This is a genomic window from Paraburkholderia aromaticivorans (genome assembly GCF_002278075.1).
Taxonomy (GTDB): Bacteria; Pseudomonadota; Gammaproteobacteria; order Burkholderiales; family Burkholderiaceae; genus Paraburkholderia; species Paraburkholderia aromaticivorans.
This window is the reverse complement of sequence record NZ_CP022990.1, coordinates 1,926,300-1,950,059: the sequence shown is the minus strand read 5'-3', so window position 1 is coordinate 1,950,059 and position 23,760 is coordinate 1,926,300. Positions and strand designations below refer to the sequence as shown.

Below are 23,760 nucleotides of genomic sequence, written 5' to 3'. Positions count from 1 at the left end.
CGAGAGTAGACGTCCGCGGGTAAACGCAGCGCAAAAATTGGGGCGTCCGCTGAAAAAATCATACGGGCGCAATGCCGGTTCGCCCGGCCGTGCAGGCAATCGGCGCGGCTCGAACGCGCATAAAAAAGGCGAGTCATATGACTCGCCCTCCCTGAACGGCACAACGCGGCTTTGTTTATCTACACAAGCATGGCCGGTGCGTGCCGGAACCGATCACCTGTTATTGCGTCTTCGTCGTGTCGGTCTTTGCGCCGTCGGCTTTTGCCGGGGCATTGCTGGCCTCTTTCGCGCTCTCGGTTTTGGTGTTGGCAGCGCTCGTTTCTGCCGCGGCCTTCTTGGTGGTCTTGTGGGCTTTTGCCGTGTGATGAGTGGAAGTCTTCTTCACGTGCGCTTTGGTCGCGGCTTTGGCCGGCGCCTTTGTGCCCGCTGCGCCTTCATCTGCGCTGCCGGTCTGAACGGCGGTGCTCGCCTTCAGATTTGCCTGGCCGGCGGGTTGCGTTTGCGCGGGCTGTGCGGATTGCGTGCTGGACGGTGCGGCCGTTTGAGCAAAAGCGGTCGACACGAGCAGAGCGGAAGCGAGGGCGGCGAAAAGCGTCTTCATGGTTTAACTCCTGGTTTAACCGGTTGATTCTTGTGTCGCGGCTGAAATGTTTCAGCGCTGCCGGTTTAACGTTGGCCGGAGGACAGGAGTTGACGACGTTATGGTGACAAAACGTAACCGCTGAAACATATTGGGATCCCGAAGCAGTTTTATCTGCGCCGCCCATAGCGGTGCAAACGATGCCAGCTACGGCGGATACGCTTCTCGCGGCGATCTCTTCAAGCGTGCGATAGTGCGGTAACTACGAAGGCGGCGAGAGGGTTTTGCGCCGCCTTCGCACGACTGCACTACATCAGCGCGCTATTGAAACGGATTCTGCACGACACCCGGCTTGGCGTCCGGTTCGTCCTTCAGCTTCGCGGGCAAACTGGCTTGCGCCTGCAAGGCCGCGACGATGGCATCCACCGCTTCCTTCAAGGCCATCGCCGCTTTCAAACCGCGCTGATCCTGCGTGAGTTCCAGCGTGCCGTTCAGCACGATGCGCGTGGTGCCGTTGCTCACGGTCAGCGCGTCGCCCTGAATGTTGAGTACGTCGTCGTCGTTCGAATAGGGTTTAAACACCTTTCAGTCCTCCCGGTCGCTGATCTTTGAGGTTTTCCGGAATACCCGGAAAACGGATGCCCGATGCTGCCTCGAGTTCGTGAATCGTCTTGATGTCGTAGCGGTTGGTGGAGACATTGTCCACCACCACGGCGAACGCCATCTGCCGCGACGGCACGTAGACCACCTTGAACAGCTGCGTCGGCACGAAGACGCGCGTGGGTCCGATGGTCTGCAACTGCTGGCCATTGAAGATCGGGCCGGTGACCACATAAGTATCGTCGTATGACACGGCGATCCTGCGCACCGACGTTTCAATGCGCGCCCACAGGCGCTGGTTGTTCTCGCGGTTTTGCGGCACCACATTGGCGAGCGAGAACGATTGTGCCATCGCCTCCTGATTCCAGCGATTGCCCGCCGGGCTCATATGGCCACGATCGAATCCGCTGCGCTTATAGTCTGCCAGCGTGGCGCCTTCGCCGTCCGGCAGGCGCGCGTCTTCGAAGAATTTGTTGGTGCGCACCATGTCCTTGGCGGCTTCGATATGGTCGCGCGTGAGATGCTCGGCGGACCACAGCGGACCATGCGTGATACCCGAATGCAAGACCGCGAAATCGCTATAGCAAAGCATGCGCGTTTTCGGGGCCATCTTCTGATTGCTCAGAACCGGCCATTGCGCATTCGGCGTGAATTGGGTGCAGGAAGGCGCTGCGCTCGCATGAGCGGCAACGGCGAACAACAGACAGGCAAACCACTTCTTCATGTGTCAGTCAGTCGAGTGAGGGGCGCGCAAGTATAGCGTTGCGAGCCGGTCTCGCGCGACGTCAAATGAAGGAGGTGTGCAAGGAAGGAAAGTGGACTCGCGCGCTCCGCGCCGCGAAAAAAACGATGCTGGCAAGAGACGCGCACAAAACGCCTGCTCGTCGCGCCGCACCAAAAAAAACGGGCCGCTTTGCAGCGACCCTAATGCGTGGATTTCCAACTCTACGCACGCAAACTTAAGGCGGGCTTAAATTGCATGCGAGATAAGACGACGCAGTGCGCCGCAACGAAATCAGCGTGCGAACGCATGTGCGAACTCATCCTTGCGCGAGCAAAGTGCGGTGCGCCCACGGAAAGTTCGACCGATAAAAAATAAGTGCTAAAACCTAATTGCCGAACACGCTGTGTTCGGCGTGGACTTTTTGCCGGTCCACTGCTTGCAGCCGCCAGAAACCGCTGGTGGGTGCGCGCGTGGGCAGTGCGGTCCATGCCGCGGCGCCTTGGGCGGCGCTCACGCGTTGTTTGCGGTCCACGTGCAGGCCGCGCAACGTGCATAGCGGCGCATCCGTGCTGGGCGCACAGAGAGTCGTCACGCCGTTATCGTCGCGTAGCTCGCCCCACGGGGGCAGGTCGATCCCTTGGTGTGCTTCTCTCGACCACCGGTGTTCGTCGGTATCGAGCCATAACACAGCATAGTCGTGGTTGACGGTGGGATCGGAACCGTTGATGAGGATGGTCAGTCGCATGGCGGGTTCCGTACAAATTGCGAAGTTGTGCTTTATCAGTCTATGTCGCAACGAGTGTTATGCAAGGCAAAACCTATGAGGATCGGGCACGAAAAAAACGCACGCGCCATTGCCCGGTTGTACGATAGCCGCGTCCTGTCGAAACTCGTGGAGGCACGCCGTGCCGCATCGATTTCTGCAAAACATGCTGATGGCGGGATGCCTGAGCGCGGTGGCCGCCGTCAGCGCCGCGGCGGATAGTGCACTGCTCGCCGCGTCGGCGCCGATCGTCTACGTGGCCGATTTCGACCTGGACGTCGCGAACGTGACGCCGGACAGCGGACCAGGCCAACGCGTGCGCCGGCTGCGCGGTTTGCTGCCGGGCGGACCGGGACCGATGGGACAGGACAGGAATCCGCAGGACCATGCCAAACACATCGTGGACGAAATGGCGGACGCGCTGACGGACGATCTGAGAAAGGCTGGCGTCGACGCGCGTCGTAATGCGCCGGGTCAGCCGTTGCCGACGGTCGGTTGGCAAGTGCGCGGCGTGTTTCTGAGCGTCGACGACGGCAATCGCCTTAGGCGTGCGATGGTGGGTCTCGGTGCCGGCCAGACCGAGATCCAGGTGGCGGTGTCGTGCGACAGCCTCAGCGCGGCTGACTTGCCGCCGCTCTATCAGGCCGTCGACGAAGCCGACAGCAAAGGCATGCCGGGCGCCGCCATCAAACTGAATCCGTACGTGATCGCCGCCAGGTTCGTGATGGCGAGCGGCGACGAGAAGAAAACGATCAACAGGACGGCCCGGCAGATTTCAGATGCGGTAATCGCCAAACTGCATGGCGCCGCGCAGGCGCAATCGCAATGACGTGCGCTGAAACGCCCGCGGCGCGGCGCCAGGCGTTTCAACGCTCAAACTTTTAAGCCAGATCCAGCGTGCCCGTCAAATCTCCTAACGGCGCGAGCCCGTTGCTGGCGAATGCCCGATCGCGCGCCGCTACGCCGTCGAGCGGCGCGAGCCCATGCACGCGGCTGATCAGGCGAAGAATCGAATTGGTGTCGTACACCGTGTGGTCGACATAACCCTTCTTCGCCAGCGGCGACACCACCAATGCGGGAATCCGTGAGCCCGGACCCCAGCGGTCGCCCTTCGGCGGAGAAACCGGATCCCACCAGCCGCCGTTTTCGTCGACGGTGACGATCACGACCGCATTGGCCCACTGCGGGCCGCGTTGAATATGCTCGATGACTGTGGCGATGTGACGGTCACCCGATTCGACGTCCGCGTAACCCGCGTGCATGTTCAGATCGCCTTGCGGCTTGTAGAACGTGACCGTGGGCAAGCGGCCCGCGTCGATATCCGCGATCAGACGGTTGGTCGACGCGTCGTTGCCGAGACCCGCATCGCGCAGATACCTGCGCCGTGCCACTGTGCCCGGCGCGTAATTGGCGAAATAGTTGAACGGCTGGTGGTGATACTGGAAGTCGGGCACCGCGCCGGTGTCCTGATGCTCCAACGCGTACTGCCATGCGCCGCTGTACCACGCCCAGTCGACATCTTTTTCCGTCAGCCGGTCGCCGATCGTCGCGTAGTGCTGCGGCGGCAGCACACGCGGATTCGACTGGTCCGCGAAGGCGGGATTGCCGCCTTCGGCCGGACGCACGTTGCTCGGCTGATACGGCGGCGCCATGGTGTTGACGGCATAGCCGTCGGCGGTGAACGCGCCGTCGTTGACGAACTTCGGCGGGCCGTCGAGCGCGGAGGCGGGCGAGTCTTCCGCCTGCTTCAGCCGCGTGCCGGTCGGATCGTCGCCTTCGACCACCGACACCATCTTCTTCGCCGGGCTGTTCTGAATGTCGGGATAAAACGGTGCCTGCGCCGAAATCAGAAAGATGTGGTTCAGCCATGAGCCGCCGAAGGCCGCCATGAAGAAGTTGTCGCACAGCGTGTACTGCTGCGCGAGGTTCCAAAGACGAAGCGTGTCGGCGGAATTGCGGTAGTGCCCCATCACGAGGCCCCCGGAATCGCCCCACGCGGCGAACTGGTTGTTGCGGCCGGCGTTGATCTGCATCTGATTCTGATAGAAGCGGTGCACGAGGTCGCGTGTAATCACGCCGGTGGGCAGCGGCGCACCCTGCGCGTCGGCGAGATGGAACGGACGGTTGTGCAGGTTGACGATATCCTTCTGGCCGATCATGTAGCGTTTGCCGTCCACTTCCTGCGCCTGCGGCACGAGGCCGCCCCAGATGGCCGGCAAGCGCGGCAGCGGCGTTCGGCCGTCGCGGTCGAGTTGCAGAGAACGCTCGGCGCTCACGGCGTCGAGCGGATGCTGGACGCCGGGGAAGTTGCCGTACAGGTTCGCGAAGCTGCGGTTCTCCGCGTAGATCACCACGATGTGCTTGACCTGGTCGTGCAGCGCCGCGTCGAGGCGCATGTCGGCGGCGCTGCGCGGCGCGCCGTTGCTGAACAGGCTCTGGTCGGTTTTGCAGCCGGTGAGCGCCAGTCCGAGACCGACCGCCGCGAGGCCGGTCAGGAGCCGCCGGCGGTCGGGGTCGAGCGGCGCGTCGGGAGCGTTGTCGGCGTTGCTGGCGTTCGGCGGCAGGGTGGAGTCGTGATCGGTCATCGCTAGGTGTCGAAGAGGCTGTGACGGGCGCTCAAGCTCCGCGCGGCGCGGCATGTGCTCGGCGCCAGGTGAAGATTTGAAGCGGGCGGATGATGCAGGCTAGGGCAGGCGGCGCTTTACACGCCAACTGTTATGCGTGGCGTCCACGGCAAGCAGAAGCCAATGCCGGGTGTCGACGGGGTGACGCTTTTGCGTGGCATAGCGGTCCACCATCAGTTCGAGTTCGTCGAGCGTTCGCCGATGGCAGGTGGCGTTGGCACCGGAACCGTCGGCGAATTCGACGACGGCCACCGCCGCACGGGCCGGCTCGGGCAAATGCGCGATGCGCACCGCGCAGCCCGGATAAAGGTGTGAGTCGGCAACCTGAATCTGAATGGAATCGGACATGGGTGCGGCCTCCGAACGCTTGAGCGGAGCGATTGCGCGGCCGTGCGGCCTCGCGCAGTGGACCGTTTCGAAGCATAGCACCGCGCGAAATGGTGGCGGTGCGGCAAATGGCATGGTTAACCACGACACGGCGCACGACACGGCGCACGACACGGCGCACGACACGACGCACGACACGACGCACGACACGACGCACGGAGTGAAGGCGCCCGGCGGCACGCGCTATCATGTTGATCTGACCTTGATGAACAGCAGAAACGGCAGCCAAGATGGCAAAAGAAGAGCAGACAGGAGCGGGACGCAAGCACGCAAAGCCACGCGGTGCGGCGGCCTCGATTTCACAGGACGACGCGGCGTTGTCGACCCGGGTAGACAGCGCCGGGTCCCCATATTCCAGCGACGACGACAGCGCCGGCGGATCGACGTATCTCGTGCCGGGCCTCGAACGCGGCCTGCGTATTCTCGCGGAATTCAGCGCGCGCGAGCCGGTGCTCGGCGCGCCCGAGTTGTCCAAGCGGATCGGCATTCCGCGTACCACCACGTTCCGTCTATTGCAGACACTCGAAGCGCTCGGCTTTCTGGAACGCGTCAACGGTGACCGCTATTTCCGCCTGAGCGTCGCGGTGTTGAGGCTCGGCTTCGAATATCTGAGCTCGCTCGAATTGACCGATGTCGGCACGCCGATTCTCGAACGCCTGCGCGACGCCACGGGTCTGAGCACGCATCTGCTGATCCGCGATCAGCGCGACGTGGTGTTCGTCGCCAAGGCGCAAACCCATGCGCCCATGTTCAGTTCGGTAAAGGTTCATGTCGGCACGCGTTTGCCGGCTCATGCGACGGTGCACGGTCAGGTGCTGATGGGCGATCTGAGCTTCGAGGAGTTGCGCCAGTTGTATCCCGATCCGCAACTCGAGCGTTTCACCGAACGCACGCCGGCCACCGTGGAAGAACTGTATGACAGAGTGCGCGAAAGCGCGGCGCTCGGTTATGCGGTAAGCGAAGCGTCGTTCGAACGGGGCATTTCGGTGGTGAGCGCACCGGTGCGCGACCAGAGCGGCAAGATCGCCGCCGCGTTGACCGTCACCATTCCGCGTTCGGATATCGGCGAGGCCGAAGAACGCGAGCCGCTCATCATTGCGGTTTGCCAGGCGGCGCTCGAACTGTCCGAGCGACTCAGCTATCGGCCGCGTCCGGACGACCCGACCGCGATAGAGGCGCGCCGCAAACCCGTGGCGGCGAGCTGATCAGGCTTCTGTTTCGGCATTGACTTCGGTGCAAGTCCGGCCGCGTTCGCGGCCGGACTGCCTGCTTCACAAGCTTATCCAACCATCAGAACGAGTGATGGATGCCGGTCAGGATGATCGTCTGATTCCGGCCGCTCGACACACCCGCCGTAAAGAACGCCGCATCCGTGTTCGAGCCCGCGCGTTCGTACAGCGCATTCACGTACAGCTGTGTCGACTTCGACAGCGCGTAAATATCGCCGATTTCGAACTGCGTCCAGCGGTGTCCCGCCAGCGTCGTCGTGGCAGCGCCGCCGGCGACGGTGTTGAACGGCGTGAACTGATAGTTCGCGCCGACGTCGTAGCTCTGATACGTGTCCGAATGTCCGCCCGACTCCAGCTTCACGCGCGTGTACAGACCGTGCACCAGCAGCTTGCCGAACTGGTATGACGCGCCTGCCCCCATGTTTTCGACCTTGTCCGCGGTGTAGTTGGCCGCCGCCACGCCCTGGAAGTTGGTAATGCCCGTGGTGACGATGGACGGCGTGCGGTTGTGCTCGTTCGCATACGTCGCGCCGGCCTTGAACGGACCGTTCGCATAGCTAAGCGCGAAGCTCAGTGTCTTGCCGGTCGAGAAGTTGGTCGTGTTGCCAAGACCCATCATCGCGCCGACCTGGAAACCGCCGAAACTCGCCGAGCGGAATTTCATCGAGTTGTCGAACGGGACTACGCCCGTGTCGGCGAGTTCGTCGATATTGCCCGGGTGAAACGCGTACCAGCTCGCGGCCAGATAGGCGGTGCTCAGGGGACCCAGCACGTCGAAGCTGAACGGCGTCTGATGACCGAACGTCACCGTGCCGATCGCGTCCGAGCTCAGGCCGACAAACGCCTGGCGATTAAACAGCACGCCGGATTTGGCAAACGCGCCAGTGTTCGTATAAAAGCCGTTTTCCAGCTGGAAGACCGTTTTCAGGCCGCCGCCCAGATCTTCCACACCCTTCAGGCCCCAGCGGTCCGGCTGCATGTTGCCCTGTTCTTCCATCCACTTCGAATGGCCACCTACATTGCTGACATACGCAATACCGGCATCCAGGCTGCCGTATAGCGTCACACTGCTCTGCGCCCATGCGCCTGTCGTTGCGCAGATTGCCGTTAAGCCGGCCGCAATGATGTGCTTCACCGTTGGTTCTCCTGATCACACGACGGATGGCTCTCGCCGGATTCGTCGTCCCTGATCCTTGCATTGGGGTTGAGTGCAGTTTTGGGTTTATGTGCCAAAACTGTCGCGCTTTATGTTCCACCTATGGGCGTGTGTATCGCCTATGGAAAATTATAGTGACTCTAGACGTGGTCAAAATAAATTTTCGGACCCCGTACAAACCCGCATGAGGGCCGCCGGCTTCGTCTGAAAATGTTGCTCCGGCCTAAGCCCATCAAGGCTTGCCGAGAGCCACGCGCGTTCACGTCGGTTCACGCAACGCTGTGTTGGCGGCGCCACACTCGGTGTTTTCCCCTACGCATCCAGATTTTTATTTTTTCTCCTCGACGCCGCTCCTATAATTATCCATACACGAACTGATGTTCCTTATATGGAACATCAGGCTTCAGGAGAAGGCGAGAAATGACTGAACAATGGCGCTGCGCCGGCCATGCCGGCGACCTGTCCGATGACGCGCCGCTCGAGTTCAAGCTCGACGGCACGGAAATCGGCATCTACAAGGTGGGCGATGCGCTGTACGCGCTGGAAAACGTCTGCCCCCATGCGTACGCGCTGCTGACGCAGGGCTTTATCGACGGCGACACCGTCGAGTGCCCGCTGCACGAAGCCGTGTTCCATATCCCGACCGGCAAATGCCTGAAAGAGCCCGGTGGCCGCGACCTGAAGATGTACTCGGTACGTCTCGCCGGCGAAGAAATCCAGATCAAGGTGGAATGACATGCGAGAGCAAATCGTGAACTTCAATCCCTTCCTGAAGCCCTGGCTCGCGCCGCAGCCGAACAATGTGGCCGGCAAGGGCGTGATCGAGAAACCGGGCGAGAGCGAAAACTTCATCTGGCAAACGCGCAAGGCCGAGCCGACGCAGTACGAAAACGACTTCGGCGACGCGCTCGAAAAAGTGTTCGAAGCGGGCGCCATGGAGTTGCAGGAAGTGGTCGACGGCTTGAACCGCGTCGGCTTCCGCACTCCGGAAGGCAATACGTGGGACGCCGACCGACTCGCCGCCGAATTCCGCCTGCTCGCCGAATAAGCGCGCTTTCCCGAACACGTTTCATCGCATCCGTATCCGGAGTCTCTTCATGACGTCCCCCAATCCAACGCAAAGCGCGGCCGATCCGATCCAGTCCTATCTGAACAAGGGCCTGCGTAACTACTGGTATCCCGTCGCGCCCAGCTGGCAAGTCGGCGACGCGCCGGTCGGCATCACGCGGCTGGGCGACCAGATCGTGCTGTGGCGCGACAAGGAAGGCAAAGTCCGCGCGCTCGAAGACCGCTGCCCGCATCGCGGCGCGCGTCTGTCGCTCGGCTGGAATCTCGGCGGCAGCGTCGCGTGCTGGTATCACGGCATTGAAGTCGACGGCGGCGGCACGGTCACCAAGGTGCCGGCGGTGTCGAACTGCCCGCTGGAAGGCCAGAAGTGTGTGAAGTCGTACCCGGTCGAAGAGCATGCCGGCGCAATCTTCCTGTGGTTCGGCGACGACGCGCACAAAGAACCCGCGCCGCTCGTGCTGCCGGAAGAACTGGTCGGCGAGCAATACGCGAGCTTCCTCTGCATGTCGCACTGGAAGTGCAATTACCAGTACGCGATCGACAACGTAATGGACCCGATGCACGGCGCGTATCTGCACGCGACCTCGCACTCCATGGCCGAAGGCGACAAGCAGGCCGACATGCGCGTGCGCAAGACCGAAACCGGACTGATATTCGAAAAGGTCGGCCAGCGCGACGTGAATTTCGACTGGGTGGAACTCGGCGAAACCGGCTGCCTGTGGATGCGCCTTGCGATTCCGTACAAGAAGAAGTTCGGACCGGGCGGCAACTTCGGGATCATCGGCTTCGCCGTTCCCGTCGACGAAGACAATTGCCAGGTCTATTTCTGGCGTACCCGCAAGGTGCAAGGCTGGCAGCGCGACGCGTGGCGTTTCATGTATCGCAACCGTCTGGAAGGGCTGCACTGGGCCGTGCTCGAGCAAGACCGCTACGTGCTGGAAAGCATGGCGCCGAATGCGCGCGATCACGAATTTCTGTATCAGCACGACGTCGGCATGACGCGGGTGCGCCGCATGTTGCGCCAGCGTGCGCAACAGCATTTCGCCGATCTGGACGCGCATCGCGCTCAAGCGGCCAGCGCCACGCCGGCCTCGGCAGAAGCAGGTCACAGCCATGCATAACGACGCGCCCGCAGCGCTCAACGGCCGGCGCGTCCTCGTGACGGGCGGCGCGCGTGGTCTCGGCGCGGCGTTCGTCCGCGCACTGGTGCAAGCCGGCGCGCAGGTGGTGTTCGGCGACGTGTTGCATGACGAAGGCCGTGCGCTCGCCGCGTCGCTCGCGGAACAAGGCCATGCGCTCACCTATATGCCGCTCGATCTCGCCGACCCCGCGAGCATCAAGCAATTCGCGCAACAAGGCGCGGCGCAACTCGGTGGCATCGACGCACTAATCAACAACGCGGCCATCACCAACTCCGGCGGCAAGTTCGCCGACGAGTTGTCTGTCGAGACGTGGGACGCCGTGATGAACGTCAACGTGCGCGGCACCTGGCTGATGAGCACCGCCGCGCTGCCTTATCTGCGCGATTCGGGCCGCGGCAGCATCGTCAATATCGCCTCGGATACGGCGATGTGGGGCGCGCCGAAACTGCTCGCCTATGTCGCCAGCAAGGGCGCGGTGATTTCGATGACCCGCTCGCTGGCGCGTGAATTCGGCGCACACCAGGTGACGGTCAACGCGATCGCGCCGGGCCTGACCGAAGTCGAAGCGACCGCGTATGTGCCCGCCGAGCGTCACCAGTATTACCTGCAAGGCCGCGCGCTCACGCGCGCGCAAGTGCCCGACGACGTTACCGGGCCGGTGCTGTTCCTGTTGTCCGACGCCGCGCGCTTCGTGACCGGCCAACTGCTGCCGGTCAACGGCGGCTTCGTGATGAATTGATCTTGTCGAATCGAAAGGAGAAAGAGATGGCGGACGCCGATATCGAACGCAAATCGTGGGAACAACCCGCGGACGCGACTTTTGCCCAATGGCTGGACGGCCGCGTCGCGCGCCTGGAAACGCGTCGCTACGACTGGGACGCGCTGAAGTTCCAGGCCGACTACGACCCGAAGTATCGCCGCGCACAGATGCGCTATGTCGGCACGGGCGGTACGGGCGTCGCGAAAGACATGAACACGGTGCCCGCGGGCGGCTTCACGTTTTCGACGATGGTGATTCCGGCCGGCAACATCGGCCCGAGCCATATTCATATGGATGTCGAAGAAATTTTCTTCGTGCTGCGCGGCAAGATGAAAGTGATCTGCGAGAAGGACGGCCAAACGTGGGAAGCCGTGCTCGGCGAGCGCGACCTGATCTCGGTGCCGCCGGGCGTGTATCGCACGGAAATCAACATTGGTGAAGAAGACGCGTTGATGTGCGTGATGCTCGGTTCGCCGAAGCCCATTACGCCGACCTATCCGCCGGATTCGCCGCTGGCCGGGCTCAAGCGCTAAGCCCTCACACGCTACCGCAGTTTCAACCCACCCGCGAAGGAAACCATGTCCGCAGTCCCGTCACCGATCGCTGATAGCGCCGACCAGCACGCTCCGCTCGAAGCCCGCCTCGCGCGCTTCCCGGCGCAGCAGATCTGGCTGGCGTCGCAACGCGCGGTGAGCTACCGCGAAGCGGATAGCGCCGACAGCAGCGCGCTGCCGCTCGTGCTGCTGCACGGTATCGGTTCGGGCGCGGCGTCGTGGGTGCAGCAGTTCGAAACACTAGGCGCGACGCGCCGCGTGCTGGCGTGGGACGCGCCGGGTTACGGCGCATCCACGCCGGTCGCGGCCGAATCGCCCACCGCGGCGGATTACGCGCGCGTGCTGAACGAATGGCTCGACGCCCTCGGCATTGAACGCTGTGTGCTGCTCGGCCATTCGCTCGGCGCGATTATCGCCGGCGCGTTTGCCGTGACGCATCCGCAGCGTGTGGCCGGCTTGCTGCTGTTGTCGCCGGCCGGCGGTTACGGCGCGGCGCCCGCCGATGTCCGCAACACGAAGCGCGACCAGCGTCTTGCGATGCTGAACGAGCTCGGCCCGCAAGGGCTCGCCGAACAACGCAGTATCAACATGTTGTCCGCTCACGCAAGCGACGAAGCACGCGCATGGGTGCGCTGGAACATGTCGCGCGTGATCCCGCACGGCTACGCGCAGGCCACGCATCTGCTCGCCAACGCCGATCTCGCTGGCGACCTCGCGCGCCACCAGGGCCGCATCAACGTGGCCGTGGGCGCGGACGACGCCATTACGACGCCAGAAGCCTGCGAGCGCATCGCGCTGGCCGCCCGCACCAAGTTGCAGGTCGTGCCTCGCGCGGGGCACGCCGGCTATATCGAAGCACCTGCCGCGCATACCGCGATCATCGCCACGTTCTGCCGCACGAGCGACGGACAACGGAGCCAATGAATGACGCCCGACACCATTAACGCCGAGCGCGACGCGGACGAAGACCGCAACGACACCACCGGCGACACCGCCTACCGGGTGCCGGGTCTCGAACGCGGTTTGAAGATACTCACGGAGTTCTCGCCACGCGAGCCGGTTCTCGGCGCACCTGAATTATCGAAGCGCCTGAAGATTCCTCGCACGACGGTGTTTCGTCTGCTGCAAACGCTCGAATCGCTCGGCTTTCTCGAGCGGGCCGACAAGGACCGTAACTATCGCCTCGGCGTCGCGGTGTTGCGGCTCGGTTTCGAGTACCTGAGCTCGCTCGAACTGACCGACCTCGGCTTGCCGATCATCGAGGCGCTGCGCACGGAAACGGGTCTCACCACCCACATCGTGATTCGCGACGGACGCGATGTCGTGTTCGTCGCCAAGGCCCAAAGCCACACGCCGATTTTCAGTTCGGTGAAGGTCAACGTGGGTACGCGTCTGCCGGCTTATGCGACGACGCACGGCCAGGTGCTGATGGGCGATATGACGCTCGACGAGTTGAAGAAGCTCTATCCCGAGCCGGAACTCGAGCGCTTTACGAAACAGACGCCCGTTACCGTGGACGACCTGTACGAACGGGTTCGCGACGACGCGCAGCGCGGTTTCGCGATCAGCGAGTCGTCGTTCGAGCGTGGCATTTCGGTGGTGAGCGCGCCGGTGCGCAATGACACGGGGCGCATCGTCGCCGTCATCACGACGACGATTCCGCGCCACGAGATCGACGCGTCGCTGCTCGACAGCGGCCTGATCGACAAGGTCCGCCGCGCGGCCGACGAACTTTCGCAACGGCTCAACTATCGGCCAGACAGTGGGCCGAATGCGGGCAGCAAATACATGAAGGCATTGGGGCTCTGATGATCCAGATCGACTTAACCGGGCAGGTAGCGGTGGTGACGGGCGGTTCGTCCGGCATCGGCCTTGCGACCGCCGAACTGTTTTTGCGGGCGGGCGCCTCGGTCGCGATCTGCGGCCGCGACACCGAACGTCTCGCGCAAGCGGAAGCCGCGCTGAGCGCGAAGTGTCCCGATGCGCGATTGCTCGCGCGCCGCTGCGACGTGCTGAATGCCGACGACGTAAAAGCTTTCGCCGATGCTGTGCAAATGCGCTTCGGCCGCACCGACATGCTGGTGAACAACGCGGGCCAGGGCCGCGTGTCGACGTTCGCCGACACCACCGACGACGCCTGGCGCGAAGAACTCGACCTGAAGTACTTCAGCGTGATTCGCCCGACCCGCGCGTTCCTGCCGATGCTGCGCGATGCCGCCGCGTCGGGCGACAACGCCGCGATTGTCTGCGTGAACTCGCTGCTGGCGCTGCAACCCGAGCCGCACATGGTGGCGACCTCGTCGGCGCGCGCCGGCGTGCAGAACCTGCTCAAGTCGCTTGCGGTGGAACTCGCACCGCAGCGCATCCGCGTCAATTCGATCCTGATCGGCATCGTCGAATCGGGTCAATGGCGCCGCCGTTACGCGAAAGAAGCACAGCCGGGCCAGAGCTGGGAAGACTGGACGGCGGAACTGGCGCGCAAGAAAAACATTCCGCTAGGCCGCTTCGGTCGCCCCGAAGAAGCCGCTCAAGCGCTCTTTTATCTGGCTACGACGCTGTCGTCCTACACGACGGGCAGTCATATCGATGTTTCTGGAGGCGTTGCACGACATGTCTAACAAAACCACCGTTGGCGAACTGATCGCCGCCTTTCTCGAGCAATGCGGCGTTCAAACCGCATTCGGCGTGATCTCGATCCACAACATGCCGATCCTCGACGCGATTCACAACCGCGGCAAGATCCGCTACGTCGGCGCGCGCGGCGAAGCCGGCGCGGTGAACATGGCCGACGGCCTCGCACGCGTCTCCGGCGGTCTCGGCGTCGCATTCACCAGTACGGGCACCGCGGCGGGCAATGCAGCGGGCGCGATGGTCGAAGCATTGACCGCGGGCACCGCGCTCTTGCATGTCACCGGCCAGATCGAAACCGAATACCTCGATCAGGACCTCGCCTATATCCACGAAGCACCGGACCAGCTGTCGATGCTGTCGTCGATCTCGAAGGCCGCGTTCCGCGTGCGCTCCGTCGAGACCGCGCTGCCGACCATCCGCGAAGCCGTGCGCGTCGCGCAAACCGCGCCGAGCGGCCCGGTGAGCGTCGAGATTCCGATCGACATTCAGGCCGCCGAAGTCGAATGGCCCGCCGATCTGGCCGCGCCGCACATCACCACGCTCACGCATTGCAAGCAACGTGTCGCGCAACTCGCCGAATCGCTCGCCACGGCGAAGCGCCCGCTGTTGTGGCTGGGCGGCGGCACGCGTCATGCGACCCGGGCGGTCGAGCGTCTGGTGAAGCTGGGCTTCGGCGTGGTGACCAGCGTGCAAGGCCGTGGCGTGCTGCCGGAAGATCATCCGGCGACGCTCGGCGCGTTCAACGTGCATGCGTCGGTCGAGCGCTTCTACAAGACGTGTGATGCCCTGGTGGTGGCCGGTTCGCGTCTGCGGGGCAACGAAACGCTGAAGTACAAGCTCGCGCTGCCGCAACCGCTGTATCGCATCGACGCCGACGCGCTCGCCGACAACCGCGGCTATCGCAACGAGATGTTCATTCACGGCGATGCATCGGCCGTACTCGACGAACTCGCGACGCTGCTCGAAGGACGCATCGAGGTCGATCCGGCATTCGCCCAAGACCTGGCTGCCGCGCGCGAAAGCGCGATCGCCGACGTGGGCAAGGGGCTCGGCCCGTACAAGCGTCTGGTCGACGCGCTGCAACAAGCCGTGGGCCGCGACTACAACTGGGTGCGCGACGTGACGATCTCGAACAGCACGTGGGGCAACCGCATGCTGAAGATCTTCTCGCCGCGTGCCGGTGTTCACGCGCTCGGAGGCGGCATCGGCCAGGGTATGCAGATGGGTATCGGCGCGGCGCTCGCGGGCAGCGCGGCGAAGACCGTGTGCCTCGTCGGCGATGGTGGCTTGATGGTCAACGTCGGCGAGCTGGCGACCGCGGTGCAGGAAAACGCCAACGTGATGATCGTGCTGATGAACGACCAGTGCTACGGCGTGATTCGCAACATTCAGGACGCGCAATACGGCGGCCGCCGCTGCTACGTCGATCTGCATCAGCCGGATTTCGCGCAGTTCTGCGAGAGCCTCAAGCTCACGCACTACCGCATCACATCGCTCGACCAGGCCGACACGATCATTCGCGAAGGCATGGCGAAAACCGGGCCGGTGCTGGTCGAAGTGGACATGCTGTCGGTCGGCTCGTTCGCCACCGCGTTCGCGGGGCCGCCGGTCAAGGAACAGGAGCCGGAACATGCGTGACGCTGGCTACGCGGGGCATCACGCACCCGTCGACGTCGCGATGATCGGCTTCGGCGCGATCGGTCAGGCCGTGTACCGCTCGGTCGCCGCCGATCCGACGGTGCGCGTGTCGCACGTGATCGTGCCGGAGCGCCATATGGCTTCGGTGCGTGAAGTAGTAGGCGACTCCGTGGATGTCGTGACCTCCGTGTCCGCCTTGAGCAGCCAGCCGCATTTCGCGCTGGAATGCGCGGGACATAGCGCGCTGGTCGATCACGTGGTGCCTTTGCTGAAAGCCGGCACGGATTGCGCGGTTGCGTCGATCGGCGCGCTCTCCGACATGATGCTGCTCGACGCGCTGTCCGCCGCCGCCGAAGAAGGCGACGCCACGCTGACGCTGCTCTCCGGCGCGATCGGCGGCGTGGATGCGCTGGCCGCGGCCAAGCTCGGCGGTCTCGACGAAGTGCTGTACACCGGCCGCAAGCCGCCCACGGGTTGGCTCGGTACGCCGGCGGAACAGGTCTGCGATCTGAATACGCTGAACGAAGAGAAGGTGATCTTCGAAGGCAGCGCGCGCGAAGCGGCGCGCCTCTATCCGAAGAACGCCAACGTGGCCGCGACGATCGCGCTGGCCGGCCTCGGTCTGGACTACACCACGGTTCGACTGATCGCCGACCCGAACGTGACGCGCAACGTGCATCGCATCGTGGCGCGCGGCGCATTCGGTGAGATGTCGCTGGAAATGTGCGGCAAGCCGTTGCCGGACAACCCCAAGACGTCCGCGCTGACCGCCTACAGCGCGATGCGTGCGCTGCGCAATCGCGCGGCACGCTGTGTGATTTAAGCCATCAGTTGAATAGCTGAAGCAAACCGGAATGACCGACATGACTCACTTCGATACCAGCCTCGTGCCCAACGGCGATATTTTCATCGGCGGCGAATGGCGGCAAGGGCGTGGCAACCCGTATAAAAGCCTGTATCCGGCGGATCAGTCGGTCAACATGGAAATCTCGACGGCCAACGCCGACGACGCCCGCGACGCCGTGGAAGCCGCGGATATCGCATGGCGCCGCGCGGACTGGTCGGGTTTGAAGCCGCATCAACGCGCGCTGATTCTGTACCGCATCGCCGATCTGATCATGGCGCGCCATGAAGCGCTCGCACAACTGCAACGTCGAGACAACGGCAAGCCGATCGGCGAAACGCGCGTGCTCGTGGCGAGCGCCGCGAATACCTTCCGTTATTTCGCGGCCTGCCTCGAAACGCTCGACGAAGAAGTCACGCCTTCGCGCGGCGACTACCTGACCATGAGCATCTACGAGCCCATCGGCGTGATCGCGGCGATTACGCCGTGGAACTCGCCGATTGCCTCGGACGCGCAGAAGCTTGCGCCGGCACTCGCAGGCGGCAACGCGGTGGTGCTGAAGCCGGCTGAAGTGACGCCCTTGATCTCGCTGGCGTTGGCGCGCATCTGCGAAGAGGCGGGTGTGCCGAAGGGCGTGATCAGCGTGTTGCCGGGCAAGGGCTCGGTAATCGGCGACGTGCTGGTGCGTCATCCGCTGGTGAGGAAGGTGTCGTTCACGGGCGGCACTGAAGTGGGCCGCGGCATCGCGCGCATCGCCGCGGACAAGTTGATGCCGGTCTCGCTCGAACTGGGCGGCAAGTCGCCGACCATCGTCTTCGACGACGCCGATCTCGATCACGCGGTCAACGGCGTGCTGTACGGCATTTTCAGCTCGTCGGGCGAAGCGTGCATTGCGGGATCACGCCTGTTCGTGCAGCGCTCGATTTACGACGCGTTCATGAAGCGTCTCGCGGAGGGCGCGCGCAGGTTGCGCGTCGGCGACCCGTCGCGTGCCGACACGCAGATGGGTCCGCTGATTACGGCGGCGCATCGCGAAACCGTCGAGCGTTACGTCGCGCTCGGTCTGGAAGAGGGCGGCCGCCTGCTGTGCGGCGGCGAGCGTCCGGTCGGCGACGGCCGCGAAGCCGGCACCTACTTCCAGCCGACCATTCTGGAAGGCCTGACCAACAACGCCCGCATCTGCCAGGAAGAAATCTTCGGCCCGGTGCTGGTGGCCATGCCGTTCGACGACGAAGCCTCGCTGCTGAACGACGCGAACAACAGCGTATTCGGCCTTGCCGCCGGCATCTGGACGCGTGACTACAAGCGCGCCTACCGGATTGCCCGCGCACTCGAAGCCGGCACCATCTGGATCAACACCTACAAGCTGTTCTCGATCTCGACGCCGTTCAGCGGCTGGAAAGAGAGCGGCATGGGACGCGAGAAGGGCCGGCTCGGCATCCGCGAATACATGCAACAGAAGAGCCTCTACTGGGGCTTGAACGACGCGCCGCTGGCGTGGGCGAACTAATACGCAAGAGGCACGTTATGACGATTCTCGGCATTGAACAGATTATCTACGGCGTGACGGATCTCGCCACCTGCCGCCGCTTTTTCGCGGACTGGGGCCTAAAGGAAGTCGCACACGACGAAACCCAGGCGCGCTTTGAAACGCTGAACGGCTGCACGGTTCTCGTCGTGGATGCGAACGATCCGTCGCTGCCGCCGGCGTTCGAAGAAGGCCCGACGCTGCGCGAAGTGACCTGGGGCGTGGCGACGCAGGCTGAACTCGACGAACTGCGCGGCCGCTTTGCAGGCCAGCCGGGTCATTTCGAAACGGACGACGCCGTCGGCTGCATCGACCCGAACGGCATGGCGATTCGCGTTGAAGTGACCCGCAAGCGGGTGCTCGACGTGCACGGTTCGCCATCGAATGTGTGGGGACAGACGCTGCGCGTCGATCAACCGTCGCCCATTTACGAGCGTGCCGAACCGGTCGAAGTGGGCCACGTGGTGTTCTTCACGAACCGGCTCGCCGAACAGGAAAAGTTCTATCAGGAACTGCTCGGCTTCGAAATGTCGGACCGTTATCCGGGCCGTGGCGCGTTCATGCGCTGCGCGCCGCACGGCGGCCATCACGACATTTTCCTGCTGGCCTTGCCCAACGGTAAGCGCGGCCTGAATCACGTCGCGTTCACCGTGCGCGATATTCACGAAGTGTTCGGCGGCGGCATGCATATCAGCCGCTGTGGCTGGGATACGCAACTTGGGCCGGGTCGGCATCCGGTGTCGTCGGCTTACTTCTGGTACTTCCAGAATCCGGCCGGTGGCCTGATCGAGTACTACGCCGACGAAGACCAGCTCACGCCCAACTGGCAGCCGCGCGACTTCGAACCGGGTCCGACAGTGTTCGCCGAATGGGCGATCGACGGCGGCATCGACGGCAATACGCGGCGCCAGAAAAACGCGAAGGCGCCCGAGGGCAAGTTCATGACGGAGCGGAAAAATGACTGACGCTGCTGCTGCAAAGGCGCAAGCCGCCCATGCCGGACTGGAGGCACCACGCACGATCGTCGTGATCGGCGGCGGCCAGGCGGCCGGCTGGGTCGTGAAGACCTTGCGCAAGGAAGGCTTCGACGGCCGCCTCGTGATGATCGCCGACGAAGTGCATCTGCCGTACGAACGCCCGCCGTTGTCGAAAGCGGTGCTGGCGGGCGAAGCGGATATCGACACCGTGCGGCTCGTGAAGCCCGACGATTTCGACGCGCTCAACGTCGAGGCGTGGCAGCCGGATTGCGCGACTTCGATCGATCGCGAACAGCGCATCGTGCGCGCGCAGTCGGGCCGCGAAGTGCAGTACGACCGTCTGGTGATCGCCACCGGCGGCGCGGCGCGCCGTTTGCCGGATTCGCTCGTGAAGACCTCGCACATCGCCTACCTGCGTACGCTCGACGAAGCCGTCGCGCTCGGCGAACGGCTGCGTGCCGGCAAGCGTGTGCTGGTAGTGGGCGGCGGCTGGATTGGGCTTGAAGTCGCGGCCACCGCGCGCAAGCTCGGCGTCGCCGCCACGGTGGTGGAAGGCGCACCGCGTCTGTGCGCACGTTCGTTGCCGCCGATGGTGTCCGACTTCCTGCTCGACCTGCATCGCGCGAATGGAGTGGACGTACGCCTGAACGCCACGCTCGTGCGGCTCGACGACCATCCGCACGACGCCAACCGGATGCGCGCCACGTTCGCGGACGGCTCGACGCTCGACGCCGATTTCGCGGTGGCGGGCATCGGTCTGACACCTCACACGGCGTTGGCCGAAGCCGCGGGCGTGAAAGTGGAAGACGGCATCGTGGTCGATCATTTCGGCGCCACCGACGATCCGCGCATTTTCGCGTGCGGCGACGTCGCCAATCATCCGAGCGCGTGGCTCAAGCGCCGCGTGCGGCTCGAATCTTGGGCCAATGCGCAGAACCAGGCGATTGCCGTCGCCAAAGCGCTGCTCGGCACCTTCGAACCCTACGCGGACATTCCGTGGTTCTGGTCCGATCAGTACGACGTGAATCTGCAGATTCTCGGCGACATTCCGGGCAATGCACAACTCGCCGTGCGCGGCGACCTGCGGAGCAAACGCGCCACGCTGTTCCACCTGGAAGACAGCGCGATTCGCGGCGTGATCGCCATCAATACACCGCGCGAACTCAAACTGTCGCGCAAATGGATGAACCAAGGCCGGACCATCGACCTTGCCACCCTGACCGACGCCTCAACGGCGCTTGCCTAACCACACCTACGACGGACGGCACAACGGCATGAGAACCATCGACAACACCATGGGGGACCGCAGCAGCGCCGGTGTCTCAGGCCCTGTGACCCGGGGCTCGATCATCGCGCGTCTCGAGCGCCTGCCCAAGAACGCGATGCAGGTGCGCGCGCGCATTCTGATCGGTCTCGCGACCTTCTTCGACGGCTTCGACGTGATCGCGATCGCGGCCACGCTGCCGATCCTGATCGCGAAGTGGCATCTGACGCCTTGGGAAATCGGCTTTCTGATCGGCTCCGGTTCGGTCGGTCAACTGATCGGCGCTTTTGTCTTTCCGTGGTATGCAGAGCGCAGCGGACGTGTGAAGGCAATCGCGTTGAGTTCGGGGATTATCGGCATCACCAGTATTGCGTGCGGTTTTGCGCCGACGTTCGCGGCATTCGTGGTGTTGCGCGTGATTCAGGGGCTCGGGCTCGGCGGCGAACTGCCAGTGGCCGCGACATACATCAACGAGATCAGCCGTGCGCATGGCCGTGGCCGTTTTGTGCTGCTGTATGAAATCGTTTTCCCGGTCGGGCTGCTCGCCTCGAATGCGTTGGGCGCGTGGATCGTGCCGCGTTTCGGCTGGCAAGCCATGTACTTCATCGGCGGCATGCCGTTGATCCTGTTCTTCGTGCTGCGCAAGCTCGTTCCGGAATCGCCGCGCTGGCTCGCCGAGCGTGAACGGATGGCCGATGCGGACACCGCGGTGCACGCGTTCGAACGCGCGGTCAAAGGTCCGCTCCCGCCGGTGGCTCACTCGGCCGAATTCGAAGCGATGGCGAATCGCCACCCGAAGCGCCGCATGAGCGACCTGTTCGGGCCCGCTTACCTGAAGCGCACACTGGCGGTGGCGATGCTGTGGATCACCTGCGGCTTCATTCAATACGGTCTCTCGACCTGGCTGCCGACGATCTATCGCACGGTCTATCACGCGCCGCTGCAACTCGCGCTGAATCTGGCGGTGGCGGCTTCGGTGCTCGGCGTGGTGGGTTCGTTGACTTGCGCGTTGCTGGTCGACAAGGTGGGGCGTAAGCCGATCATCAACCTCTCATTCGTGGCCTGTGCTATCTCGTTGCTGCTGGCGGGTGTTTTTCACGACTCGTCGGTGTACGTGGTGGCGACGTTCTGCGCGTTCTCGCTGGGGTTTCTCGCGTGCGGCTTTATCACGGCCTACGTGTATACGCCTGAACTGTATCCGACCAGTATCCGTGCGATGGGTTGCGGCGTCGGTGGCGCGTGGTTGAAGGTGGCGGCGATTTTTGCTCCCGCTATCGTGTCCAAGACGATGATCGGCGGGAATTTACAGGTGGCGTTCTATATCCTCGCGGCCGTGCCGTTTCTCGCCGCGGTGGCGGTGCATTTTCTCGGTATCGAAACCAAGGGCAAGGTGTTGGAGCAACTCGAGGCTTGAGGTTGGCCGTATTGGCTTGGCGGCGTTAATGAGTTTGGTGGGCGGTTGATGTTGTCGTACCGCAATAGCAGGAAGACGAGGGGCGCACTGGGTGGTGCGCCTTTTCGTTTTTTTGGGGGAGGTCCCGGATAGGCCCCAATTCAATTGAAGATCGATCGACTATCGGCCTAGCCCCCTCGCCGCCTGCCCCCCTCAATCACCCACACACTCATCAACCCCGCACACACGCACGCGACGATATCCGGTTTATAAATCGCCAACGCCATCCACGCGAGGTTGGCATACCCGCGAAAAAACGCCGGTATAGCGCCGCGCAGATCGTTCCAACGCGTCGTCGCCAGCACGCCGCCCGCTGCCGACATCACCGCAAACAACGCCCACGCAAACTGCGTCGCACGCGCTTCGCGCTGCACCAGCAACACGATCAACGCTGCGAACCCGGCGAACCACAGCGGCGCGCAAGCCCAATACACCCGCGGCCGACGCGCGACCCACTCGCGCCATTCCGATTGCGAAAACGAAATGAAGAACGCGAACAACACACCATGCGCATAAGGCATCAACCACGCATGCGAGTCCGTAGCGATCCAGTGGCCGGCAAAGCCCAACGCCGTCGCACTGACAGCCGCAAGTATCGCGAGCTCCTTGCTAGGCGGCCACCCGTGGACCAGTGCAGCCCAAATCGTGCAGGCCCCGAGCATAGCCGTCGCGATCGATGTCGAGCTTCCGCTGCCGTTGTCGCAGAGCGCAATGGCGGTCGCACCGAGCCACATAGGAACCCACCCATAGCGCAGCCAGCCGATCGCGCGCAGCGCTCGCAGCTTCTGCTGGTGTGGCTCGGACAGCACCACGGTGGTGGCAGCGATCGCCACCAGAGCGAGCATGAGCGTCCCCAGAAGAATGCCCAGTTGAGCAGGCGACCACTCATCGAACCATCGGCCACGATTGGGATTCAGCGAAGCGTCGGCAAACAGCAAGCCGCACCACCCATTCAACGCGAGCGCCGGCCCAAACAGGCGGCCCACGCCGATGCGGAACTTGAGGCAGCGTCCCCAGAAATCGGCCTTCTCGGCATCGAGCCGCAGCCGCACGACATTCGGATGGTAACGGCCGAGCGCGATCAACAACTGCTCCATCTCGGCGCGCGCGCCAGCCCGAAGCAGCGCCCTGGCGGCGACGGTCATTCGAGGCATCGGCCCTTCGAGCAAGGCCATGGCGTGTGCAAATCGCAGGCGCAGTGCGTCATAGTCCTCGTCGGCAAACACGCGGTCCAACGCGAGCGCCGCAATGGCTGCATTGCGCCGCCGCAGATGCGCCGCATTGTCCCGCCAGCCGAGAACCGCGCTCAGGTTCATGCGCAGCGCGGCCGGCGTGTCCTCGTTCAGACAATGACACAGCGCCTGCCATTCGAGTTCGTCGCGCGTCGGAATGTTGACGACCGCGGCAAACAGATCCTGCAAGGAACGTCGCGACTCGAGGTCGTCCGCGCGCGCGACGAAGTTTTGCCAGAGCTGGACAGCGGTGTCGAAAGCGTCGGGTTCGTGAGCGACCTCGACTTCGGCCGCGTTGGCCGTGACCGGCCGCATCGCGGGCGCTGTCGCAGGGTCCGGCGTGGATTCGATCAACTCCGCAGCCTTGGCGCCGTCCCCATTCGGCTGGTCCGGCGCCGCGGCGAATCCGTTCGCAGGCGCGCCGCTCGCCATCTGCAACGCGGACTCATACGCGTAACGCAAACGCTGAAACGCCTCGGCATCTTCATCCGGACGTTGTTGCTTCAGCAGCCGCGCATACGCACGACGCACCGCACGCTCGTCGGAATTCGACTCGATGCCGAGCACGTCCCAAGGCCAGTGATTGTTCGAGGGCGTATTCATGGC

General features: G+C 63.6%; 24 protein-coding genes. 16 read left to right on the top strand and 8 right to left on the bottom strand.

Annotated elements, in window-relative coordinates; all coding sequences use genetic code 11:
* Window positions 1–220 precede the first annotated feature (220 nt).
* The 4 genes from CJU94_RS28440 to CJU94_RS28425 form a co-directional block, all read right to left on the bottom strand.
* Window positions 221–601 (bottom strand): hypothetical protein, encoded by a 381-nt coding sequence (locus CJU94_RS28440; protein ID WP_095421936.1) that lies wholly within the window; start codon window positions 599–601, stop codon window positions 221–223.
* Between the two features lie 300 nt (window positions 602–901).
* A complete protein-coding gene (locus CJU94_RS28435) occupies window positions 902–1,162 on the bottom strand; it encodes a hypothetical protein (protein ID WP_095421935.1) in 261 nt (86 codons plus the stop codon).
* Window positions 1,155–1,904, bottom strand: coding sequence for a DNA/RNA non-specific endonuclease (locus tag CJU94_RS28430; RefSeq protein WP_095421934.1), 750 nt, complete (start codon window positions 1,902–1,904; stop codon window positions 1,155–1,157). The genes CJU94_RS28435 and CJU94_RS28430 overlap by 8 nt, the downstream gene beginning before the upstream one ends.
* Window positions 1,905–2,289: 385 nt before the next feature.
* Window positions 2,290–2,649: a DUF3564 domain-containing protein gene (locus tag CJU94_RS28425; RefSeq protein WP_095421933.1), complete on the bottom strand. Its 360-nt coding sequence runs from the start codon at window positions 2,647–2,649 to the stop codon at window positions 2,290–2,292.
* Between the two features lie 160 nt (window positions 2,650–2,809).
* Here CJU94_RS28425 and CJU94_RS28420 point away from each other — a divergent pair, with 160 nt between their 5' ends.
* Window positions 2,810–3,496 carry a DUF4410 domain-containing protein gene (locus CJU94_RS28420; RefSeq protein ID WP_208645375.1) on the top strand — a complete coding sequence of 229 codons (687 nt, stop codon included), beginning with the start codon at window positions 2,810–2,812 and terminating at the stop codon, window positions 3,494–3,496.
* A 52-nt stretch (window positions 3,497–3,548) separates the two neighbouring features.
* Here the strand turns inward: CJU94_RS28420 and CJU94_RS28415 are convergent, their stop codons facing one another.
* Window positions 3,549–5,252: an acid phosphatase gene (locus CJU94_RS28415; protein ID WP_095421932.1), complete on the bottom strand. Its 1,704-nt coding sequence runs from the start codon at window positions 5,250–5,252 to the stop codon at window positions 3,549–3,551.
* Between the two features lie 99 nt (window positions 5,253–5,351).
* The gene (locus CJU94_RS28410; protein WP_095422833.1) at window positions 5,352–5,639 is read right to left on the bottom strand and encodes a hypothetical protein; all 288 of its coding nucleotides are present in this window, start codon (window positions 5,637–5,639) and stop codon (window positions 5,352–5,354) included.
* 269 nt (window positions 5,640–5,908) lie between these two features.
* Here CJU94_RS28410 and CJU94_RS28405 point away from each other — a divergent pair, with 269 nt between their 5' ends.
* Window positions 5,909–6,883, top strand: coding sequence for an IclR family transcriptional regulator (locus CJU94_RS28405; RefSeq protein ID WP_095421931.1), 975 nt, complete (start codon window positions 5,909–5,911; stop codon window positions 6,881–6,883).
* 85 nt (window positions 6,884–6,968) lie between these two features.
* Here CJU94_RS28405 and CJU94_RS28400 read toward each other — a convergent pair whose 3' ends face one another.
* Window positions 6,969–8,042 (bottom strand): porin, encoded by a 1,074-nt coding sequence (locus CJU94_RS28400; RefSeq protein WP_095421930.1) that lies wholly within the window; start codon window positions 8,040–8,042, stop codon window positions 6,969–6,971.
* A gap of 441 nt (window positions 8,043–8,483) precedes the next feature.
* Between CJU94_RS28400 and CJU94_RS28395 the strand changes: the two genes are divergently transcribed.
* Genes CJU94_RS28395 through CJU94_RS28330 form a run of 14 tightly spaced genes read left to right on the top strand, consistent with a single transcriptional unit; the run spans window position 8,484 to window position 21,883 of the window.
* Window positions 8,484–8,798: a non-heme iron oxygenase ferredoxin subunit gene (locus CJU94_RS28395; RefSeq protein ID WP_091805463.1), complete on the top strand. Its 315-nt coding sequence runs from the start codon at window positions 8,484–8,486 to the stop codon at window positions 8,796–8,798.
* A 1-nt stretch (window position 8,799) separates the two neighbouring features.
* Window positions 8,800–9,111 carry a recombinase-like helix-turn-helix domain-containing protein gene (locus CJU94_RS28390; RefSeq protein ID WP_091805466.1) on the top strand — a complete coding sequence of 104 codons (312 nt, stop codon included), beginning with the start codon at window positions 8,800–8,802 and terminating at the stop codon, window positions 9,109–9,111.
* 49 nt (window positions 9,112–9,160) lie between these two features.
* Window positions 9,161–10,252: an aromatic ring-hydroxylating dioxygenase subunit alpha gene (locus CJU94_RS28385; RefSeq protein WP_095421929.1), complete on the top strand. Its 1,092-nt coding sequence runs from the start codon at window positions 9,161–9,163 to the stop codon at window positions 10,250–10,252.
* A complete protein-coding gene (locus CJU94_RS28380) occupies window positions 10,245–11,012 on the top strand; it encodes an SDR family oxidoreductase (protein ID WP_095421928.1) in 768 nt (255 codons plus the stop codon). The genes CJU94_RS28385 and CJU94_RS28380 overlap by 8 nt, the downstream gene beginning before the upstream one ends.
* Window positions 11,013–11,038: 26 nt before the next feature.
* A complete protein-coding gene (locus CJU94_RS28375; RefSeq protein ID WP_095421927.1) occupies window positions 11,039–11,566 on the top strand; it encodes a cupin domain-containing protein in 528 nt (175 codons plus the stop codon).
* A gap of 45 nt (window positions 11,567–11,611) precedes the next feature.
* A complete protein-coding gene (locus CJU94_RS28370; RefSeq protein WP_095421926.1) occupies window positions 11,612–12,511 on the top strand; it encodes an alpha/beta fold hydrolase in 900 nt (299 codons plus the stop codon).
* The gene (locus CJU94_RS28365; RefSeq protein ID WP_095421925.1) at window positions 12,512–13,396 is read left to right on the top strand and encodes an IclR family transcriptional regulator; all 885 of its coding nucleotides are present in this window, start codon (window positions 12,512–12,514) and stop codon (window positions 13,394–13,396) included.
* Entirely contained in the window at window positions 13,396–14,205 is an 810-nt protein-coding gene (locus CJU94_RS28360) for an SDR family oxidoreductase (RefSeq protein ID WP_095421924.1), read from the top strand. The genes CJU94_RS28365 and CJU94_RS28360 overlap by 1 nt, the downstream gene beginning before the upstream one ends.
* Complete coding sequence (locus CJU94_RS28355) at window positions 14,198–15,856, top strand: thiamine pyrophosphate-binding protein (protein WP_095421923.1); 1,659 nt, start codon at window positions 14,198–14,200, stop codon at window positions 15,854–15,856. Before CJU94_RS28360 ends, CJU94_RS28355 begins: the two co-directional genes overlap by 8 nt.
* Entirely contained in the window at window positions 15,849–16,679 is an 831-nt protein-coding gene (locus CJU94_RS28350; RefSeq protein ID WP_095421922.1) for an aspartate dehydrogenase, read from the top strand. Before CJU94_RS28355 ends, CJU94_RS28350 begins: the two co-directional genes overlap by 8 nt.
* Window positions 16,680–16,719: 40 nt before the next feature.
* Window positions 16,720–18,210 carry an aldehyde dehydrogenase gene (locus CJU94_RS28345; protein ID WP_095421921.1) on the top strand — a complete coding sequence of 497 codons (1,491 nt, stop codon included), beginning with the start codon at window positions 16,720–16,722 and terminating at the stop codon, window positions 18,208–18,210.
* Between the two features lie 17 nt (window positions 18,211–18,227).
* Entirely contained in the window at window positions 18,228–19,193 is a 966-nt protein-coding gene (locus tag CJU94_RS28340; protein WP_095421920.1) for a VOC family protein, read from the top strand.
* Window positions 19,186–20,451, top strand: coding sequence for an NAD(P)/FAD-dependent oxidoreductase (locus CJU94_RS28335; protein WP_095421919.1), 1,266 nt, complete (start codon window positions 19,186–19,188; stop codon window positions 20,449–20,451). Before CJU94_RS28340 ends, CJU94_RS28335 begins: the two co-directional genes overlap by 8 nt.
* A gap of 28 nt (window positions 20,452–20,479) precedes the next feature.
* Window positions 20,480–21,883 carry an MFS transporter gene (locus CJU94_RS28330; RefSeq protein WP_095421918.1) on the top strand — a complete coding sequence of 468 codons (1,404 nt, stop codon included), beginning with the start codon at window positions 20,480–20,482 and terminating at the stop codon, window positions 21,881–21,883.
* A 167-nt stretch (window positions 21,884–22,050) separates the two neighbouring features.
* Here the strand turns inward: CJU94_RS28330 and CJU94_RS28325 are convergent, their stop codons facing one another.
* A complete protein-coding gene (locus CJU94_RS28325) occupies window positions 22,051–23,757 on the bottom strand; it encodes a J domain-containing protein (protein ID WP_095421917.1) in 1,707 nt (568 codons plus the stop codon).
* Window positions 23,758–23,760 lie beyond the last annotated feature (3 nt).

Excerpts from the sequence above, each read along its gene's own strand:
- CJU94_RS28335 (WP_095421919.1), top strand. The coding sequence starts at position 19,186 with ATGACTGACGCTGCTGCTGCAAAGGCGCAAGCCGCCCATGCCGGACTG.
- CJU94_RS28380 (WP_095421928.1), top strand. The coding sequence starts at position 10,245 with ATGCATAACGACGCGCCCGCAGCGCTCAACGGCCGGCGCGTCCTCGTG.
- CJU94_RS28405 (WP_095421931.1), top strand. The coding sequence starts at position 5,909 with ATGGCAAAAGAAGAGCAGACAGGAGCGGGACGCAAGCACGCAAAGCCA.
- CJU94_RS28360 (WP_095421924.1), top strand. The coding sequence starts at position 13,396 with ATGATCCAGATCGACTTAACCGGGCAGGTAGCGGTGGTGACGGGCGGT.
- CJU94_RS28365 (WP_095421925.1), top strand. The coding sequence starts at position 12,512 with ATGACGCCCGACACCATTAACGCCGAGCGCGACGCGGACGAAGACCGC.
- CJU94_RS28415 (WP_095421932.1), bottom strand. The coding sequence starts at position 5,252 with ATGACCGATCACGACTCCACCCTGCCGCCGAACGCCAGCAACGCCGAC.
- CJU94_RS28410 (WP_095422833.1), bottom strand. The coding sequence starts at position 5,639 with ATGTCCGATTCCATTCAGATTCAGGTTGCCGACTCACACCTTTATCCG.
- CJU94_RS28340 (WP_095421920.1), top strand. The coding sequence starts at position 18,228 with ATGACGATTCTCGGCATTGAACAGATTATCTACGGCGTGACGGATCTC.
- CJU94_RS28375 (WP_095421927.1), top strand. The coding sequence starts at position 11,039 with ATGGCGGACGCCGATATCGAACGCAAATCGTGGGAACAACCCGCGGAC.
- CJU94_RS28385 (WP_095421929.1), top strand. The coding sequence starts at position 9,161 with ATGACGTCCCCCAATCCAACGCAAAGCGCGGCCGATCCGATCCAGTCC.
- CJU94_RS28390 (WP_091805466.1), top strand. The coding sequence starts at position 8,800 with ATGCGAGAGCAAATCGTGAACTTCAATCCCTTCCTGAAGCCCTGGCTC.
- CJU94_RS28395 (WP_091805463.1), top strand. The coding sequence starts at position 8,484 with ATGACTGAACAATGGCGCTGCGCCGGCCATGCCGGCGACCTGTCCGAT.
- CJU94_RS28440 (WP_095421936.1), bottom strand. The coding sequence starts at position 601 with ATGAAGACGCTTTTCGCCGCCCTCGCTTCCGCTCTGCTCGTGTCGACC.
- CJU94_RS28350 (WP_095421922.1), top strand. The coding sequence starts at position 15,849 with ATGCGTGACGCTGGCTACGCGGGGCATCACGCACCCGTCGACGTCGCG.
- CJU94_RS28330 (WP_095421918.1), top strand. The coding sequence starts at position 20,480 with ATGAGAACCATCGACAACACCATGGGGGACCGCAGCAGCGCCGGTGTC.
- CJU94_RS28370 (WP_095421926.1), top strand. The coding sequence starts at position 11,612 with ATGTCCGCAGTCCCGTCACCGATCGCTGATAGCGCCGACCAGCACGCT.
- CJU94_RS28325 (WP_095421917.1), bottom strand. The coding sequence starts at position 23,757 with ATGAATACGCCCTCGAACAATCACTGGCCTTGGGACGTGCTCGGCATC.
- CJU94_RS28355 (WP_095421923.1), top strand. The coding sequence starts at position 14,198 with ATGTCTAACAAAACCACCGTTGGCGAACTGATCGCCGCCTTTCTCGAG.
- CJU94_RS28345 (WP_095421921.1), top strand. The coding sequence starts at position 16,720 with ATGACTCACTTCGATACCAGCCTCGTGCCCAACGGCGATATTTTCATC.
- CJU94_RS28430 (WP_095421934.1), bottom strand. The coding sequence starts at position 1,904 with ATGAAGAAGTGGTTTGCCTGTCTGTTGTTCGCCGTTGCCGCTCATGCG.
- CJU94_RS28425 (WP_095421933.1), bottom strand. The coding sequence starts at position 2,649 with ATGCGACTGACCATCCTCATCAACGGTTCCGATCCCACCGTCAACCAC.